This is a genomic window from Arthrobacter sp. CG_A4 (assembly GCF_035985125.1).
GTDB lineage: Bacteria > Actinomycetota > Actinomycetes > Actinomycetales > Micrococcaceae > Arthrobacter.
Genome location: NZ_JAXCID010000024.1, coordinates 1 through 16975 on the forward strand (window position 1 = coordinate 1; position 16975 = coordinate 16975).

Below are 16975 nucleotides of genomic sequence, written 5' to 3' on the forward strand. Positions count from 1 at the left end.
GGGAGGGTGTGGGAGAGTAGGTCACCGCCGGACAACCATTAAACGGTCGAGAGCCTCCAACCACCAGGTCGGAGGCTCTCCCGCATTTAACCCCCCGGCCTGCATAGAGTAGCAGGGCCGAATATGACATCTGGAAATTGTGTGCGATGGTGCGTCCTGAGCGCTTTTGCAGCTTCATACCGGTGCGCCCTTGCCTGATCAATAGCGGGCCCGGTTAGTATTTGGTGTGGCTTGCTGACAGCGGGCTCTGGTGGAACCAAAGCGTCCACTGTTCGATCTGGGGGAGTGGACTAGTGAAAATTCCAAAAGTGATTGCTATCGTGGCAATTTTAGCAGCGGCGACAGCGTCGTCCATCATGCCAGCTCATGCTGAAGGCGAGCCCACAGCCGCCCCATCCATAGCTGCAAGCCTCCTCCCATCCCCGGGCGCCGGCCAAAAGGTTCCGCCGTCGCCCTCTGTTGCTTCCATCCCGTCGTCGCCTTCCTCACCCGCGACGTCTGATCCTACTGGGCCGGCGACTTCGCCGTCAGTGACACCTTTGCCGTCACCTAAACCCGAGTCAAATGGCGCGACCACCGCCAAGGAGCTACCCTCGGGTGTTGCCGCTGTAGGTGCCGGAGAAGCAGCCATTAACGCACACTGGATATCCCTGGGGGGCGCTGCCGGTTCGCTGGGTTCTGTGGCCTCAAGCGTTTCCTGTGAGCTACGGGAGCGCGGATGCGTTCAGCGCTTCGAACGTGGCGCCATTCATTGGACCGCGAAGACGGGACCCCACGCTACTAAGGCGGCCATAGCTGACCGATGGGCAATCATGAACTGGGAGTCCGGGCGGCTGGGATACCCCGTCAGCGACGAGAAGTGCGGCCTGAAAAATGGTGGTTGTGTCCAGCGTTTCGAAGGCGGGGCAGTTCACTGGTCCTCGTCCAGCGGCGCACATGCAACGGTGGCGGCCATTGCAGCCCGATGGGCAACCTTGAACTGGGAGTCCGGGCGGCTGGGATACCCCGTCAGCGACGAGAGATGCGGCCTGAAGAATGACGGCTGCGTCCAACGCTTCGAGGGCGGTGTCATCTACTGGTCTGCCTTTGGCGGCGCCCAACCGATGTGGGGTGCCATCCTCGCCAGCTACGGCGCCCGATCTTGGGAGTCCGGCTCACTGGGCTATCCGGTTGCCGCCGAATCCTGCCCCGGATCCAGCTCGTGTTCACAGGAGTTTCAGTACGGCCGTTTCACCTGGAACGAGGGCGAGGGTGTCAAGTACCACCTGCGGTCTGCTGGCTACTGCGAGTCGTTGAACCGCAATGCCGTCGGATACCTGGGTGCGGGCCCGGCGCGGGTGTCGTTCGCTATTGCCGAAAGCTACCCTGCTACGCCTGTCACGTTTACCAATTGCGTTCGGGTCAACGGCCTGTACCAGGTCGAGTGGGCGGTCCCAGGCTATGCCGGGGAGAGCGGATTTGCCCGACCGGGTGTCGCGTCAGGTCCCACTATCAACAAGTTTTCGCCCACCGGCTCTTTCTCGGTGACTGAAGCATTTGGCCTCGGAAATCCTGGAACCGGGCTTTCCTACCGCCAACTGAACCCGTATTCACGTTGGGGCGGCCGACTGAACTCGAACTACAACAAGTACTTCGAATCCAGTGCCGACATCTTTCCGGACGAAAACATGTGGTATTATGCCACGAGGCCGTCGCACGATTACCGTCAGGGCGTAGTAATCAACTACAACCGACCCCCGGACTCGGCAATCCAAATGAATGCGGGCTTTGCGATTTTCCTACATGCCAATCGGGTCCCCACCTGGGGTTGTATCTCCCTTAATGAAGCAGACGTCGTGCGGTACCAGCGGACAGCGGTTCCCGGCGACCGGATCATCATGGGAGTTGGTGAAGATGTTTTCAACTAGGGCGACAGGGTTTGCGATCCTCGGATTCATCTTTGTGATTGGACTGTCTGCATGCAGCGGGTCGTCCCCATCCCCTGACGTCGGGGATTTGACGCCGTCTGGATCCGCAGCTGCGGCAGGTCCCGCCAGCTCCGCTCCCGTTACAGCGCGTGACGGATCTTCGCTAATTCCTATAAGTGAAGTCGGGGCGTGTGCGCTCCTGAGTGTTGAGCAGATTGAGGAGATTCTGGGTGACGCGGCGCGTGAGATCCAGACCGGCGAGGCATCTGGGACGGCGGGACCTACTGAAGTCAGGCACGAAAACTGCATCTACCCGCTTGACAAGGCTGGGACCACCACTCACGCTGTCGTGTTTGAAATCATCACCTATCCGGACGAGGCGAGCCGAGCCAACGCTGACCCCTGGGAGTCCATGATGTCCCCCGCGGTGGTTACAGGCCTGCCGGGGGAAGCCCGTTTTGCCATCAACCGGCTCAGTCAGTCAACTGAGTACGTTCTCGCGGTGGCCGAGGGAACACGAGTCCGGAAAATCCTAGTGTCCCAGCCCAGTGAGGTTTCGACGTGGGATGCTCCTGAAGGACTGTCGGTGCTGAGGAAGTTGGCGGAGACGGCCAAACTCTAGCCCGCCGGACTCGACTACAATAGAGGCTGGCCTCGAGGCTGCCCATCCAGCACGGATTCGTCCTCGCCAGGCAAGACACATCTAGAGTTGTACGGCTGCCAGCGTGCCAGCCGGGGGCTCGCAACAGGAGGAATCCAGCATGGCTGAGCACAACGACCGTAACCGGGGCGGCAACGATCGCGGCAACTCCAGCGGCGGACGTAGTTCCGGAGGCGGAGGATTCCGCGGCACCAACAATTCAGGTGGCGACCCGCGCGGCTTCCGGGCTAGGGAAGATCGGGGCTCGGAAGGGCCCCGATCCTCGTCCGGGGATCGTAAGCCTCCCTACAGTGGCGGCGGCGATCGGGATCGGAAGCCTTTTGGTGATCGTGCTCCGCGTGAGGGTGACCGTAGGCCGTTCAGCGGTGGCGGGGATCGGGATCGGAAGCCGTTTGGTGATCGTGCTTCGCGTGAAGGTGACCGCAAGCCGTTCAGCGGTGGCGGGGATCGTAAGCCTCCCTACAGTGGCGGCGGGGACCGGGATCGTAAGCCCTTTGGCGATCGTGCTCCGCGTGAGGGTGACCGTAAACCGTTCAGCGGTGGCGGGGATCGTAAGCCTCCCTTCAGTGGCGGCGGCGATCGTGACCGTAAGCCGTTCAGCGGCGGCGGGGATCGCAAGCCTCCCTACAGTGGCGGCGGGGATCGGGATCGTAAGCCCTTTGGCGATCGTGCTCCACGTGAGAGTGGCGGCGAGCGCCGTAGCTTCAGCGGCGGCGACCGCGATCGCAAGCCGCCCTACAGCGGGGGCGACAACCGTAAGCCGTTCGGCAGCCGTGATGATCGTCCGGCGCGCAGTTTTGATCGGGGCGACACGGGACCCCGCCAGTTCGGCCGCGACCGCGCCGAGGATCGCCCCGTTCGCGTACCCAACGCCCGGGATCTCCGCAGCGCCAACCGCCCCGACCGTGAGCGCTCACCGCAGATCGACGACGACGTCACGGGCAAGGAGCTTGACCGCGCGACGCAGCACCAGATCAAGACCCTTGAGGAAAACAGTGCGGAGTGGGTTGCCCGCCACCTGGTCATGGCCGGGCGCCTGATTGACGACGAACCCGAATTGTCCTTCCAGCATGCCCTCGCGGCCAGCCGCCGTGGTGGACGCCTCGCTGCAGTCCGCGAAGCTGTCGGGCTGACGGCCTATGCCGCCGGACACTATGGCGAGGCGCTGCGCGAATTCCGCACCTACCGGCGGATCAGCGGCTCCAACATGCACCTTCCCGTCATGGCAGACTGCGAGCGTGGTCTCGGACGCCCGGACCGCGCCCTGGACATGGCGCGCTCCGAAGAAGCCAAAGATCTCGACGCTCCGGGTAAGGCCGAGCTCGCCATCGTGGCGGCGGGTGCCCGGACCGATCTCGGTCAGCTCGACGCCGCTGTCTCCGAGCTGGAGATCGTCCAGCTGGACATCAACCGCGCGTTCTCCTACAGCCCCCGGCTCTTCCGCGCCTACTCCGACGCCCTAACCGCAGTTGGCCGCACGGCCGAAGCCGAGAAGTGGCAGCGCCAGGCCGGCGTCGCCGAAAACGCTCTTGGCGTCGACGTCTCGGACGACCCGGACATCATCGACCTCGGTTGGGACGAGGAAGAGGAAGCCCGCGAGGAACAGCAGCAGCGCCGGCTCCTGGCCGAACAGTCCGCCGAACAGTCAGCCCGGCAGACCGCCGCGTCGGCCGATGAGCAGGCCCCCCGTGCCGCCACCGCGGAAGCCGTTGCCGGCCTCCCGGAAACGGCCGCTGCCGAGGACGGCACCAACGCGCTCGAGGAAGGGTCCGACGACGTCGAATCCGACTTCTGGGAGTCCGACGACGCCGAGTCAGACGAAGACTCCGTGGAGAGGGATGCCCTTGACCGCTCAGAGGTACTGGCCGGTGCCGACTCCGGCGAGACCGGCCGTGGCAATTCCGGCGAGGACTCCCACCACGACGAGGACTCCCACTACGACGAGGATGCCCACAACGACGCGGACTCCGGCCAGCCGGAACGCGCCGAGGACTAAGCGCAGATGGCCGGAACGGAGCTGATCTCGGCGTTCGATGCACTGCTCGCTGACCTCGACGGCGTGGTCTACGCAGGACCCCACGCCATTCCCGGGGCCGTGGAGTCGTTGCGCCGGCTCGCCGGCATCGGCGTCGGACTGGGCTACGTCACCAACAACGCGTCCCGGACGCCCGCGCAGGTTGCCCAGCACCTGCGCGGGCTCGGGGCGCCGGCCGAGGACCATCAGGTGGTCAGCTCCCCGCAGGCCGCCGGGGAACTGCTCGCCTCGCTGCTGCCCGCGGGCGCCCGCGTGTTGATCACCGGCGGCGAAGCCCTGGCCCGGGAGATTGAACTCGCCGGGCTTGTGCCGGTGCGCAGCGAGGCGGAGAAACCTGTCGCCGTGGTGCAGGGCTTCCACCCCGACCTCGGCTGGAAAGACCTCGCCGAAGCGTCGTACGTTGTCGCCGGAGGCGCCCTCTGGGTGGCCACCAACACGGACATGTCCATTCCCCAGGCCCGCGGCATCGCCCCCGGCAACGGCACGCTCGTCGCCGCCGTCGCCGCGGCAACCGGCCGGCGTCCGCTTGTTGCCGGCAAGCCGGAGGCGCCGCTGTTCCATGCTGCCGCCAAACGGCTGGCCGCCGACCGGCCGCTTGTGGTCGGCGACCGCCTGGACACCGATATCCTCGGCGGCAACAATGCAGGCTTCGCCACGGTGGCCGTCCTGACCGGCGTCGACACGAGGGAATCCATCCTCGCTGCCCGAACGCTGGAACGGCCGGACTACCTCATCAACGACCTCACAGACCTCTACCGGCCCTACCCGGCGGTGGAGCACGACGCCGGACGGTACCGATGCGGCGCCGCCGTCGCCGTCGTACACGGACACACCGTGCACATCAGCGGTGATCCCGCCGACCTCGATTCCTGGCGGGCCGCCTGCGCGGCCTGGTGGGCCGCCAACCCGGAGACCGCCACTGCCCTCGCACCGGTCCTCCAATGGCCGGATCACTAGAATGGCTGGATCATTGGACTGGAAAGCATGACTGAGCTGACTCCTGCGCCGCGCCCCGGGACGAACCCTGAGCGGCGTACCGCGAGCGAATCGGACCCGGTCGCGCCGGAGGAACTGCCGGAAGAACCGCCGGAAGACGCAGGAGAACTCAGGCCCGACTGGCCGCCGCTTCCGGCCGGAGCAGCAGCCCGGGACGCCACAGTCGATGCCCTGCTGGAGCGGCTTGGCGGACTCCCCGGGCAGCCGGTAGCCGTCCACGGCGAGGTCTACGCAGGCCTGCACGACGACTTGATGGAAGCCCTGAACGACGACGTCACCGGACCCACCGCAGCGGGGGAATCGTAGAATGAGCAGGCTCGACCAGGCCCTCGTCAGCCGCGGCCTCGCGAGGTCACGGACCCATGCCGCACGCCTCATCGCCGAAGGGAAAGTCAGCTCCGGCGGCGAAGTCCTTGCCAAGGCCTCCCTCCAGGTCCAGGAAGAAACCCTTCTGGACGTCGCGGCCGCAGAGGAGGACAACTACGTCAGCCGCGCCGGACATAAGCTGGCCGGCGCGCTGGACGCCTTTTCTGCCGTCCAGGTTAACGGAAAGCGGTGCCTCGACGCCGGTGCCTCCACGGGCGGGTTCACCGAGGTGCTGCTCCGGCGCGGCGCGGACCACGTCGTGGCGGTCGACGTCGGGCACGATCAGTTGGTCCCGCAGATCCGGAACGACCCGCGCGTCTCTGTCCATGAGGGTCGCAATGTCCGCTACATGACGCCGGACGAGATCGGCGGACGGGCCTCGCTGACTGTCGCGGATCTGTCCTTCATCTCCCTGACCCTGGTGCTCGCGAGCCTCGCGGCCTGCACCGAACCGGGCGGCGACCTGGTCGTGATGGTCAAGCCGCAGTTCGAGATCGGCAAGGACCGGCTGGGCCGCACCGGCGTCGTCACCTCAGAGTGGGAGCGCCGTCTGGCGGTGGGGAAGGTCGCGGCGGAAGCCATGGACACGGGCCTGGAATTGATGGGTCTCGCTGGCAGCCCCTTGCCCGGTCAGGACGGAAACGTGGAGTACTTCCTGTGGATAAAGCGCGGGATTGGCACAGACCTGCCTAAGATCGAGGAGCGGGACGCAGCCGTTGCTGCGTTACTCGGAACGATCTGGCCCAAGTACTAGAAGCACTAGAAAGCGGAACCCGATGAGCAGGCGTGTCCTCATCCTTGCCCACACAGGCCGCGAGGAATCCCTCAAGGCTGCCTGGGAGGCCTGCGCCCGGCTCCACGCCTCCGGCATTGTGCCGGTGATGCAGAAGTCCGAGCTCGGCGACATGGTCCGGTTCTTCGGGCGTCTCGACCAGCCGGTCGAAGTCCTGCATGACCATGTGAAGCTGCCCGACGTCGAACTGGTTATGGTGCTCGGCGGCGACGGTACTATCCTGCGTGCGGCGGAACTGGTGCGCGAGGTCGACGTGCCGCTGCTGGGCGTCAACCTGGGCCACGTCGGGTTCCTCGCCGAGAGCGAACGGGCGGACCTGGCCCAGACCGTAGAGTGGGTCGCCCGCCGCGATTACACCGTGGAAGAGCGGATGACCATCGACGTCCAGGTCTGGGTCCGCGGCCAGAAGATCTGGCACACCTGGGCGCTGAACGAGGCCGCAATCGAAAAGGGCAACCGGGAACGGATGCTCGAGGTGGTCACGGAAGTCGACGAACGCCCCCTGACGTCCTTTGGCTGCGACGGGGTGGTCCTCGCCACCCCCACCGGCTCCACCGCCTACGCCTTCTCCGCCGGCGGCCCCGTGGTGTGGCCGGAAGTCGAGGCGCTCGTGATTGTTCCGATCAGCGCCCACGCCCTCTTCGCCAAGCCGCTGGTGGTCTCACCCCGGTCCAGGCTCGCCGTCGAGATCCTGAACCGTACCGGCGCCCAGGGCGTGCTGTGGTGCGACGGCCGCCGCTCGGTGGATCTCCCGCCGGGGGCCAGGGTGGAAGTGACCCGCTCCGCCACGCCCGTCCGGCTCGCCCGCACCCACCAGACTCCTTTCTCCGGCCGCCTGGTCCGCAAGTTCGAGCTGCCTATCCAGGGCTGGCGGGGCCCCGCGCCGCAGACTGACGCAGTCCACACCGGGCCGGTTCCGGTGATCCGCACGCTCAGGCCGGCCACGCCGCTGGCGCCCCGGCACGCCGGCACCGATCCCGCGACCGACACCACCGATCCCACCACCGACGCCACCGATCCGACCACCGCGAAGTGACCCATGCTTGAAGAACTGAGAATCCGAGACCTGGGCGTCATCACCGACGCCACGCTGCCGCTCGGCCCGGGACTGAGCGTCGTGACCGGTGAAACCGGCGCGGGCAAGACGATGGTGGTGACCGCCGTCGGGCTGCTGCTCGGCGCGAGGTCCGACGCCGGAGCAGTGCGCAGCGGTGCGAAGAGCGCCTCCGCGGAGGCTACCGTGAAGCTCGACGCCGGGCATGCCGCCGTGGCGCGCGCCAGGGAGGCGGGGGCGGAGGTTGAGGAGTTCGACGGCGCCGCCGAACTGCTGATCGCCCGGAGCGTGGGCGCCGAAGGCCGGAGCCGCGCGTACCTCGGCGGCCGTGCCGCCCCCATCGGGGTCCTCGCAGAGATCGGCGAAACCCTCGTGGTGGTGCACGGCCAGTCTGACCAGATCCGGCTCAAGAGCCCCGTAGCGCAGCGCGGCGCCCTCGACAAGTTCGCGGGGAACAGCCTCGCCGGGACCCTCGCCGCCTACCAGGAGCTGTACGGACATTGGAAAGCCATCCAGACGCAGCTGGACGAGCTCCGCAGCGCCGCCCGGGAACGCCTCCGCGAGGCCGGATCCCTGGAGGCCGCCCTCACCGAGATCGACGCCGTCGCCCCGCAGCCGGGGGAGGACGAGTCGCTCAAAGCCGAGGCCGTGAAGCTCGCCAACGTTGAGGAACTCCGGATGGCGGCCACCACGGCGCACCAGGCCCTCATCGCCGAAGACTTCGGCGAGGACGCCGACGCCACGACGCTGGTCGATGCCGCCAAACGGACCCTGGAACACGTCGCCGAACATGACGGGGAACTCGGGGCCGCCGCCGCCCGGCTGGCCGAGGTCGGCTTCCTGCTCAACGACATTGCCGCGGAACTCGCCAGCTACCAGGCCGCACTCGACACCGAGGGCCCCGAGCGCCTCGCTGAGATCGAGGACCGCCGTGCCGCGCTGGCGAAGCTCGTGCGCAAGTACGCGCCGAGCATCGACGAGGTGCTGGTCTGGGCCGAGGAGTCCCGGGCGCGGTTACTGGAACTGCAGGACGACTCCACCCGGATCGAGGCCCTCGACGCGGAAGTCACGCGCACCGAGGCGGAGCTCGGCAAGCAGGCCGCCGCGGTCAGTAAGCTGCGCAGGAAGGCCGCCAAAGAGCTCTCCGCCCGTGTCAGCGCCGAACTGAAGGCACTCGCCATGGCGGACGCCACCCTGGTCATTAACGTCGAGCCCGGCGCGCAACTGGGCCCGTACGGTGCGGATGAGATCACCTTCCTGCTGCAGCCGCACTCCGGCGCCCCGGCGCGCCCGCTGGGCAAAGGCGCCTCGGGAGGCGAACTGTCCCGGGTGATGCTAGCCATCGAAGTGGTGCTCGCCGCCGTCGACCCGGTCCCGACTTTCGTTTTCGACGAGGTCGACGCCGGCGTCGGCGGACGGGCCGCCGTCGAGATCGGCCGCCGGCTGGCGATGCTCGCCCGTCATGTCCAGGTGCTCGTGGTCACCCACCTGCCACAGGTGGCGGCCTTCGCCGACCAGCACATCCGGGTCACCAAGACCTCGGTACGGGGCGCTGGCGGGGCAACTGCGACCGGCTTCACCTCCAGCGACGTCCAGCTCCTCGACGAGGCAGAGCGCGTCCGGGAGCTTGCCCGCATGCTGGCCGGCCAGGAGGATTCCGAATCCGCGCAGGCGCACGCCCAGGAACTGCTGGACGACGCCAGGCTTCTGCCGCAGTAGGCCTGAGGCTGCCGCCGCCTCGTCCGGCGCGATAACGGCCGGGCACATCGACCCGTGAAAGGCTCAAATGATGATAGGCTCGAACTCCGTGGTGCAGCGATCAAATTCCCGTGTAAATTCCCGGTTTCCGGGCTCGTCCAAGACGACCAAACACATCTTCGTCACCGGTGGTGTGGCGTCCTCGCTCGGTAAGGGACTGACGGCTTCGAGCCTCGGCCACCTACTGCGGGCACGCGGCTTGTCTGTAACTATGCAAAAGCTCGATCCCTATCTGAACGTGGATCCGGGCACGATGAACCCCTTCCAGCACGGCGAAGTCTTTGTCACCGATGACGGCGCCGAAACGGACCTCGACATCGGCCACTACGAGCGCTTCCTCGACGAAAACCTGGAAGGCTCGGCCAACGTCACAACCGGCCAGATCTACTCCACGGTGATCGCCAAGGAGCGCCGCGGCGAATACCTCGGCGACACCGTCCAGGTCATCCCGCACATCACCGATGAAATCAAGCGGCGCATGCGGCTTCCCGCGGAGGGCAAGCACGCCCCCGATGTGATCATCACCGAAATCGGCGGCACCGTGGGCGACATCGAGTCGCAGCCGTTCCTCGAGTCCGCCCGCCAGGTCCGCCAGGACATCGGCCGCGGAAATGTTTTCTTCCTGCACGTCTCGCTCGTGCCGTATATCGGCCCGTCGCAGGAGCTGAAGACCAAGCCGACGCAGCACTCCGTGGCCGCGCTGCGCTCCATCGGCATCCAGCCCGAGGCAATCGTGATTCGGTCGGACCGCGACGTGCCCCAGCCCATGCGGGACAAGATCGGCCGCATGTGCGACGTCGACATCGACGCCGTCATCGGCTGCCCGGATGCCCCGAGTATCTACGACATCCCGAAAACCCTGCACTCCCAGGGCCTGGATTCCTACATTGTCCGCGCCCTCGACCTGCCGTTCAAGGACGTGGACTGGACCAGCTGGGACAAGCTCCTCGACGCGGTCCACAACCCCAAGCACGAGGTTGAGATCGCTCTGGTGGGCAAGTACATCGACCTCCCGGACGCCTACCTGTCCGTGACCGAGGCCCTGCGGGCGGGCGGCTTCGCCAACGACACCAAGGTCAAGATCCGCTGGGTCCCCTCGGACGAATGCGAAACCCGCGAAGGTGCCGTGCAGGCCCTGGCCGGCGTCGACGCGATCTGTGTCCCGGGCGGCTTCGGCATCCGCGGACTCGAAGGCAAGCTGGGTGCGCTGAAGTTCGCCCGCGAAACCAGGCTCCCGGTCCTGGGCCTGTGCCTTGGCCTGCAGTGCATGGTCATCGAGTACGCCCGCAACGTGGTGGGCCTGGAAGGTGCGTCGTCGAGCGAGTTCGAGCCGGACTCCAAGTACCCGGTCATCGCCACGATGGAAGAGCAGTTGGACATCGTTGACGGCAAAGGCGATCTGGGCGGCACCATGCGCCTGGGCCTGTACGAGGCCAAGCTGGATGAGGGTTCAGTGGTCGCCGAGACGTACGGCACCACTAACGTCAGCGAACGCCACCGCCACCGCTACGAGGTCAACAACAAATACCGCGAGCAGATCGCCGCCGAGGGGCTGGTGTTCTCCGGAACGTCTCCGGACGGCAAGTTGGTGGAGTACGTGGAGCTTCCCCGCGAAGTCCACCCGTACTACGTGGCCACGCAGGCGCACCCGGAGCTCAGCTCACGGCCTACACGCCCGCACGCCCTGTTCATTGGGCTGGTCAAGGCTGCCCTGGGGCACCAGAAAGGCGCCGGCAGCCAGAAGGCCGCCGCTGCCAACGGTGCGGCGGCGCCTGCTGCCGCCCAGCCCTCACCGGCAGCGGCCAAGTAAACGGTAACTGACTCAAAGGACGGCGCGATGCCCGGTAATTCTGAAACCCCCAGGGCTGTTCGGCAGGTTTCGGATGAACCCAGCCCGCGCCGTCTTTTGTCTTCCGAGACGGTCTACGAAGGCCGGATCTGGGATGTTGTCAGCGACCGTTTCCAGCTCAAAGACGACGGCGAGCCGCTCGTCCGCGACTATATCGACCACCCTGGGGCGGTGGCCGTTCTTCCCATGAACAACGCCGGCGAGGTTTTGCTGATCAGGCAGTACCGGCACCCCGTCGGCATGGACCTGTGGGAGATCCCGGCCGGGCTGCTGGATGTCGAAGGCGAGGACTTCGTCGTCGGGGCGGCACGGGAACTGGCCGAGGAAGCGGACCTCATTGCCGGGCAGTGGAACGTCCTCGCGGACTTCTTCAACTCTCCCGGATCATCCAGCGAGGCGATCCGGATCTACCTGGCCCGTGGCCTGAGCGAGGTGCCAGGGCACCAGCTGCACGTCCGCACCGATGAGGAAGCCGAAATCGAGTTCCACTGGATCCCGCTCGACGCCGCCGTCGCCGCGGTGCTGGCGGGCCGGCTGCACAACCCGTCCGCCGTCGTCGGCGTCCTGGCCGCAGCAGCCGCCCGCGCGGACAACTTCCAGGGACTCCGCCCGGCCGATGCGCCGTGGCCCGCCCACCCCGGCTGGCGCTGAGCGTGGAAACGCTGACCGCCGAACCGCCGGCGACCGAGCAGCCGGCACCCGGACAAGCTCCCGCCGCTGTCCCCGCGAAGGCGCCTGCGCGCCCGCTGACCGCGATTGACCGCGCCATGACGGACTACCTCCAGCACATGGGGGTGGAGCGCGGGCTCGCTGTCAACACCCTTTCCGCGTACCGGCGGGACCTGGCCCGCTACGCCAGGCACCTCGCCGGGACCGGGCGCCAGCGCCCCGCCGAAATCACGCGGCACGACGTGACCGGCTTCGTCGAGGCCCTGTCCGACGGATCCGACGGCGGCTCGGCCCTGGGCATCCGCTCGGCTGCCAGGACGGTGGTGGCCGTGCGCGGGCTGCACAAGTTCTGGGCGCTCGAAGGTGTGACCCCCACAGACCCGGCCGCCGATGTCCACCCGCCGATGCCCGGCAAGCGGCTGCCCAAGGCCATCAGCGTCGATGAAGTCACAAGGATCCTCGAAGCGGCCGGCAGCGACACGGCCACCGGCCTGCGTGACCGTGCCCTGCTGGAGTTCCTGTATTCCACCGGTGCGCGGATCAGCGAAGCCGTGGGCCTGGATGTCGACGACATAGCCCTGCAGCCCGCCGGGCAACCGGAACAGGCCGGACCGGCGATTGTCCGGTTGTTCGGCAAGGGCTCCAAGGAACGGCTGGTCCCGCTGGGATCATTTGGGGCGCGAGCCTTGGACGCCTACCTGGTCCGCGGCCGGCCACTGCTGGCAGCCAAAGGCAAGGGAACCCCTGCCCTTTTCCTGAATGCCCGCGGCGGCAGGATCAGCCGGCAGAGCGCCTGGACCATCCTCAAGGCCGCAGCCGAAAGGGCCAACATCACCAAGGACGTCTCGCCGCACACACTGCGGCACTCCTTCGCGACGCACCTGCTCGAAGGCGGGGCCGATGTCCGGGTGGTCCAGGAACTGCTGGGCCATGCCTCCGTGACCACCACGCAGGTCTACACGCTCGTGACGGCGGACACGCTGCGCGAGATCTACGCCGCCGCGCATCCACGCGCGCTTGGCTGAATGATCATCCGACTGCTTCGACGGGCTGAGCATGACGACGTAGCAGTTTCGAGGCGTCGGTCAGTGCCGGCCTCACACCGCAATCCAACAAGTCTTCATCCCACCAAGTCGTCATCAGATTGTCGGTGCTCCCTGATGTAATTGAGGTATGGAAAGCAGGACAGCATGGAGTGCGGAGAGCAGGGCGGCCCTGGCGGATGTCGCCGAGTCCGCTGCCGTGCTGGCTGCTTTCATCGGCGCCGGCGCGGACCACGCTGATCCGTCCGGTGCCGGTACCGGGGCCCTGCGGGACGTTGATCCGTCCGGTGCCGATTCACTGCCAGGCGCCGACACCCTGGGAGACGGGGATCCGGTGCGGGATCTGGCCGATGATTGCCTGGACGCCCTCGCGGACGTGGCCCGGTTGGAGGCCCGGACCGCGGCGCTGAAAGTGCGGCTGGCCGCGGACTACGTCCAGGCCACCCTGTCCCTGGTACCCCCGGGAGCGTCCCCGCAGGAACGCACCATGCAGGAAATGGCGCTGACCGCCGAAGTCGCCTGTGTCCTGACTATCAGCGAACGAAGCTCCCGGGCGCTCCTGGCCGACTGCCAGGCCCTCACGACGGCACTGCCGCTGACCCTGGGAGCCCTGCAGGCCGGGACGATCTCCTGGGCCCACGCGAGGATCATCTGCGAGGAAACCAGCACCCTGGACCGGCACGGGGCGGCCGGGCTGGAAGCGCACTTCCTGGACCCCGGCGCGCCGAACCCCGCCCGCGGGGCCCCGCCCGGGGAGCTCGTGCCGTCCCGGTTCCGCGCCAAAGCCCGCACCTGGCGCGAACGCCACCACCCGGTCAGCATCGAGACCCGCCACAGCAAAAGCGCTGCGGACCGGCGGGTCGAGTACCTCCCGGACCGGGACGGTATGGCCTGGCTCTCGGCCTACCTCCCGGCCGGCACCGCCGCAGGGATCTGGGACCGGGCCACCGCCGCCGCCCGCGCCCTCCAAAACCCTGACGAGGCCCGCACCCTCACCCAGCTCCGCGCCGACATCACCGCCACCTGGCTCCTCACCAACGGCACCACCTGCGGGGCTACCCGCGGGACGGCCGGAACGTGCGGGACGGACGGCAGCGGTCCCGGCATGTGCGGGACCGGCTTGTGCGGGGGTGTTCCGTCCCCGCGGGCGCAGGTCCTGATCACCGTCCCGGTCCTGTCCCTCCTGGGCGTCACCGGGGAACCGGCCATGTTGGACGGGTACGGGCCGATCCCGCCGTCCATGGCCCGGCGCCTGATCGCCGAGGGCGCCGAGTCCTTCCACCGGGTCCTGACCGACCCCCGGGACGGTACGCCCCTGGAAATCGGACGGACCAGCTACCGCCTCACCAAAGCCCAGCGTCAATGGCTCCGGCTCCGCGACGGCAGATGCCTCTTCCCCGGCTGCAACAACCACTCCCTGGACAACGACGCGGACCACCTCCTGGCCTGGGCTGACGAAGGCACCACCGGCATCTCCAACCTCGGACAAGCATGCCCCCGCCACCACCGCCTCAAACACAACACCGCCTGGACATCCGCCGGCGCCAGCAAAAACCACCCGCCAGGATGGACCTCACCCACAAACAGGCACTACCCCAGCGAACACCAGGACTGGGAACCACCCCACTGGCCCGACCACACCCTGACCACAGACGCAGGTCCTGACCCGGGCCTGGATGCGGATCCGGGCCGGCATCCGGACCCGGTACGGCATCCGGACCCGGCGCCCACCGGACACCCCAGCCCGGGTCCAGGGCGGGAACGCGGACCGCAACTGCCCCCGGACCCCTTCCCGGACTGGCACCAATCCACCGCCGCAGAAACAGATGATTCAGGCTGGCCGACGCCACTCGGCGACCCTTTCCCGGAAGACCTCCTGCTGCACTTCCTGCCGGAATCCTCGTTCCGCTAGAATTTTTTGCTCGCGTGTAAGAAAGAACTCTTCACGGGACACTTAGTTATCAGGAAGAAGTCATCCGATGTCAGGGGGGCGGGGACACCATGCTGGCCGCCAAAGAGCAAGCGTTCATTGACCTGCACCTTCAGCATTCCGCGCGAGTCTACGGCTACGTTGCCTGCCGAATCAATGACCGCCACCGCGCCGAGGAACTGGCGGCGGATGTCTTCAGAATTGCCTGGCAGAAGCAACTGTCGGAACCGCCCGGTATTGGTTGGCTGCTGGTCACCGCCCGGAATGTGATCGGCAATGAATACAAGGGACGACGCCGCCGCCAGGAACTGGTCGAGCGGCTGAAAGAGGAGGCTCTCCGCCAGGTCCCCGCAGCAAACACTGAAGAACGGGCGGCCGTGGCAGGGGTACTGGCGCAGCTGAGGGAGAGGGACCGCGAGGTTCTTATGCTCAGCTATTGGGACGAGCTGACCACCGCTGAACTGGCCCAGACGCTGGGATGTTCTCCTTCGGCCGCTGCGGTCCGCCTGCACCGGGCCCGCCGGGCGTTCGCGAAAGCTGCACCCTCCCACCTCATGACCCAACGGAAGGACTAGCCATGGACCGCATCGAACAGCTCATTAAGGATGCCAAGCCGCAGGTGGAAGGACCAGGCTCAGCATTAGGCAGCCACGCCGCCCGCTCGATCGTCTACTCCACGGATCCAAACATTGTCCGCCTGACAGGGCGCACTCCGGCGCGGCGCGCTGCCGTGCGGACTGCGACGGCTACCGCACTTGCCGCTGCTGCCGTGGTGGGCGCAGTGATTCTCGGCGGGAACCTGATGCCGCAGCCGGCGCCCGGCCCGGCCCAGACCGCCAGCCCGACGCCGGCGGAGACCGCCAGCCAGACGCCGGCGGATACCGCCAGCGCCACGCCGGCCTCCCCAGGCCCCTCCGTCGCCGCTCCCACGGCGCCTCCCACTCAAACGGGCAAAGCAGCTTTGAGTACCGAAGGCATCGCGTGCACCCCGGCCAACATTGACCAGCAGCGCGATGACCAGCAGCGGGCGATCACTCCAATCTCTCCCGCCGAACAGGGTTACTACACGGTTCTGGGCTGCGCCGACGGTTGGCTCGCCTATTCCATCTCAGATGACGGGGTCCGGGTGCTCCAGCTCGACGGCGGCAACGCCTGGTTCCTTATTGCCAAACTTCAGAACGGCCGTTTCCTCTGGGATGTCCGGCAGGAGTCGTCCAGCGTCTTCAACTGGGAGTTCCAGGCTGCGAACAATCAGGGCCTCACGCCACAGCAAGCTATGGACAAGGAATTTGCAACCGACGGCATACCGGTGGAACTCCGGCCGCAGCTGGTGGGTGATGGCCCGTCAGCCGGGTAGCTGGGGTGCCCCGCGGCAGTTATAGGGTGGAGCACATGAAGCTCACTCCGGTCACTCTCTGCTTCCTGCTCCGTGACGTGGAGAGCGGCACTGATGTCCTGCTGGGCCTGAAGCGGACCGGCTTCGGCACGGGCAAGATCGTGGGCCTCGGCGGCCATGTCGAGTCGGGGGAGAGCGACGCCGAGGCCGTAGTCCGGGAGGTCTGGGAAGAAGCCGGGGTCGTTGTCCGCCAGGAGAACCTGTCCTCTGCCGGCGTCGTCGAGTTCATCTTTCCCTCCCGGCCGGAGTGGAACATGTCGTGCAGGCTGTTCACCGCCAGATATTGGGAAGGCGAACCCGCGGAAAGCCCGGAAATTACGCCCGAATGGTTCGACGTCGAAGCGCTTCCGCTGCACCGCATGTGGCAGGATGCCGAGCATTGGCTGCCTCCGGCCCTGGCAGGTGAAAGGATCGACGTCGTCGTGGTCCTCAACGAGGACAACGAATCTGTCGCGTCGGTCCGGTACCCCTCCGCACCACAGTGAGCCAGGACCGAACTTCGCGCCGCGGCTGGCAAC

Annotated in this window: 15 protein-coding genes; all 15 read left to right on the forward strand. The window is 67.0% G+C overall.

Annotated features, from left to right (window positions below; translation table 11 throughout):
• Positions 1-356 precede the first annotated feature (356 nt).
• A complete protein-coding gene (locus tag RCH07_RS11455; RefSeq protein WP_326967641.1) occupies positions 357-1907 on the forward strand; it encodes a hypothetical protein in 1551 nt (516 codons plus the stop codon).
• A gap of 349 nt (positions 1908-2256) precedes the next feature.
• Entirely contained in the window at positions 2257-2529 is a 273-nt protein-coding gene (locus RCH07_RS11460; RefSeq protein ID WP_326967594.1) for a hypothetical protein, read from the forward strand.
• Between the two features lie 1063 nt (positions 2530-3592).
• The gene (locus tag RCH07_RS11465) at positions 3593-4564 is read left to right on the forward strand and encodes a hypothetical protein (RefSeq protein ID WP_326967595.1); all 972 of its coding nucleotides are present in this window, start codon (positions 3593-3595) and stop codon (positions 4562-4564) included.
• 6 nt (positions 4565-4570) lie between these two features.
• Positions 4571-5560: an HAD-IIA family hydrolase gene (locus RCH07_RS11470; RefSeq protein ID WP_326967596.1), complete on the forward strand. Its 990-nt coding sequence runs from the start codon at positions 4571-4573 to the stop codon at positions 5558-5560.
• A 27-nt stretch (positions 5561-5587) separates the two neighbouring features.
• The gene (locus tag RCH07_RS11475) at positions 5588-5905 is read left to right on the forward strand and encodes a hypothetical protein (protein ID WP_326967597.1); all 318 of its coding nucleotides are present in this window, start codon (positions 5588-5590) and stop codon (positions 5903-5905) included.
• A gap of 1 nt (position 5906) precedes the next feature.
• Positions 5907-6719 (forward strand): TlyA family RNA methyltransferase, encoded by an 813-nt coding sequence (locus tag RCH07_RS11480; RefSeq protein WP_326967598.1) that lies wholly within the window; start codon positions 5907-5909, stop codon positions 6717-6719.
• Positions 6720-6741: 22 nt separating this feature from the next.
• Positions 6742-7794 carry an NAD kinase gene (locus RCH07_RS11485; RefSeq protein WP_326967599.1) on the forward strand — a complete coding sequence of 351 codons (1053 nt, stop codon included), beginning with the start codon at positions 6742-6744 and terminating at the stop codon, positions 7792-7794.
• 3 nt (positions 7795-7797) lie between these two features.
• Entirely contained in the window at positions 7798-9531 is a 1734-nt protein-coding gene (gene recN, locus RCH07_RS11490; RefSeq protein WP_326967600.1) for a DNA repair protein RecN, read from the forward strand.
• 70 nt (positions 9532-9601) lie between these two features.
• On the forward strand, positions 9602-11380 hold the full coding sequence (locus RCH07_RS11495) for a CTP synthase (RefSeq protein WP_326967642.1): 1779 nt from the start codon (positions 9602-9604) through the stop codon (positions 11378-11380).
• Positions 11381-11407: 27 nt separating this feature from the next.
• Positions 11408-12070 carry an NUDIX hydrolase gene (locus tag RCH07_RS11500; protein WP_326967601.1) on the forward strand — a complete coding sequence of 221 codons (663 nt, stop codon included), beginning with the start codon at positions 11408-11410 and terminating at the stop codon, positions 12068-12070.
• Positions 12071-12186: 116 nt separating this feature from the next.
• Positions 12187-13113: a site-specific tyrosine recombinase XerD gene (gene xerD / locus RCH07_RS11505; protein WP_326967643.1), complete on the forward strand. Its 927-nt coding sequence runs from the start codon at positions 12187-12189 to the stop codon at positions 13111-13113.
• Positions 13114-13261: 148 nt separating this feature from the next.
• The gene (locus RCH07_RS11510; protein ID WP_326967602.1) at positions 13262-15043 is read left to right on the forward strand and encodes an HNH endonuclease signature motif containing protein; all 1782 of its coding nucleotides are present in this window, start codon (positions 13262-13264) and stop codon (positions 15041-15043) included.
• An 89-nt stretch (positions 15044-15132) separates the two neighbouring features.
• Positions 15133-15636, forward strand: a complete 504-nt coding sequence (locus RCH07_RS11515; protein WP_326967603.1) for an RNA polymerase sigma factor — start codon at positions 15133-15135, stop codon at positions 15634-15636.
• A gap of 2 nt (positions 15637-15638) precedes the next feature.
• Entirely contained in the window at positions 15639-16418 is a 780-nt protein-coding gene (locus tag RCH07_RS11520) for a hypothetical protein (RefSeq protein WP_326967604.1), read from the forward strand.
• A 35-nt stretch (positions 16419-16453) separates the two neighbouring features.
• Positions 16454-16942 (forward strand): 8-oxo-dGTP diphosphatase, encoded by a 489-nt coding sequence (locus RCH07_RS11525; RefSeq protein WP_326967605.1) that lies wholly within the window; start codon positions 16454-16456, stop codon positions 16940-16942.
• Positions 16943-16975 lie beyond the last annotated feature (33 nt).

Excerpts from the sequence above, each read along its gene's own strand:
- RCH07_RS11520 (WP_326967604.1), top strand. The coding sequence starts at position 15,639 with ATGGACCGCATCGAACAGCTCATTAAGGATGCCAAGCCGCAGGTGGAA.
- recN (WP_326967600.1), top strand. The coding sequence starts at position 7,798 with ATGCTTGAAGAACTGAGAATCCGAGACCTGGGCGTCATCACCGACGCC.
- RCH07_RS11515 (WP_326967603.1), top strand. The coding sequence starts at position 15,133 with ATGCTGGCCGCCAAAGAGCAAGCGTTCATTGACCTGCACCTTCAGCAT.
- RCH07_RS11485 (WP_326967599.1), top strand. The coding sequence starts at position 6,742 with ATGAGCAGGCGTGTCCTCATCCTTGCCCACACAGGCCGCGAGGAATCC.
- RCH07_RS11495 (WP_326967642.1), top strand. The coding sequence starts at position 9,602 with ATGATAGGCTCGAACTCCGTGGTGCAGCGATCAAATTCCCGTGTAAAT.
- RCH07_RS11510 (WP_326967602.1), top strand. The coding sequence starts at position 13,262 with ATGGAAAGCAGGACAGCATGGAGTGCGGAGAGCAGGGCGGCCCTGGCG.
- RCH07_RS11470 (WP_326967596.1), top strand. The coding sequence starts at position 4,571 with ATGGCCGGAACGGAGCTGATCTCGGCGTTCGATGCACTGCTCGCTGAC.
- RCH07_RS11465 (WP_326967595.1), top strand. The coding sequence starts at position 3,593 with ATGGCCGGGCGCCTGATTGACGACGAACCCGAATTGTCCTTCCAGCAT.
- RCH07_RS11480 (WP_326967598.1), top strand. The coding sequence starts at position 5,907 with ATGAGCAGGCTCGACCAGGCCCTCGTCAGCCGCGGCCTCGCGAGGTCA.
- RCH07_RS11475 (WP_326967597.1), top strand. The coding sequence starts at position 5,588 with ATGACTGAGCTGACTCCTGCGCCGCGCCCCGGGACGAACCCTGAGCGG.
- RCH07_RS11525 (WP_326967605.1), top strand. The coding sequence starts at position 16,454 with ATGAAGCTCACTCCGGTCACTCTCTGCTTCCTGCTCCGTGACGTGGAG.
- xerD (WP_326967643.1), top strand. The coding sequence starts at position 12,187 with ATGACGGACTACCTCCAGCACATGGGGGTGGAGCGCGGGCTCGCTGTC.
- RCH07_RS11455 (WP_326967641.1), top strand. The coding sequence starts at position 357 with ATGCCAGCTCATGCTGAAGGCGAGCCCACAGCCGCCCCATCCATAGCT.
- RCH07_RS11500 (WP_326967601.1), top strand. The coding sequence starts at position 11,408 with ATGCCCGGTAATTCTGAAACCCCCAGGGCTGTTCGGCAGGTTTCGGAT.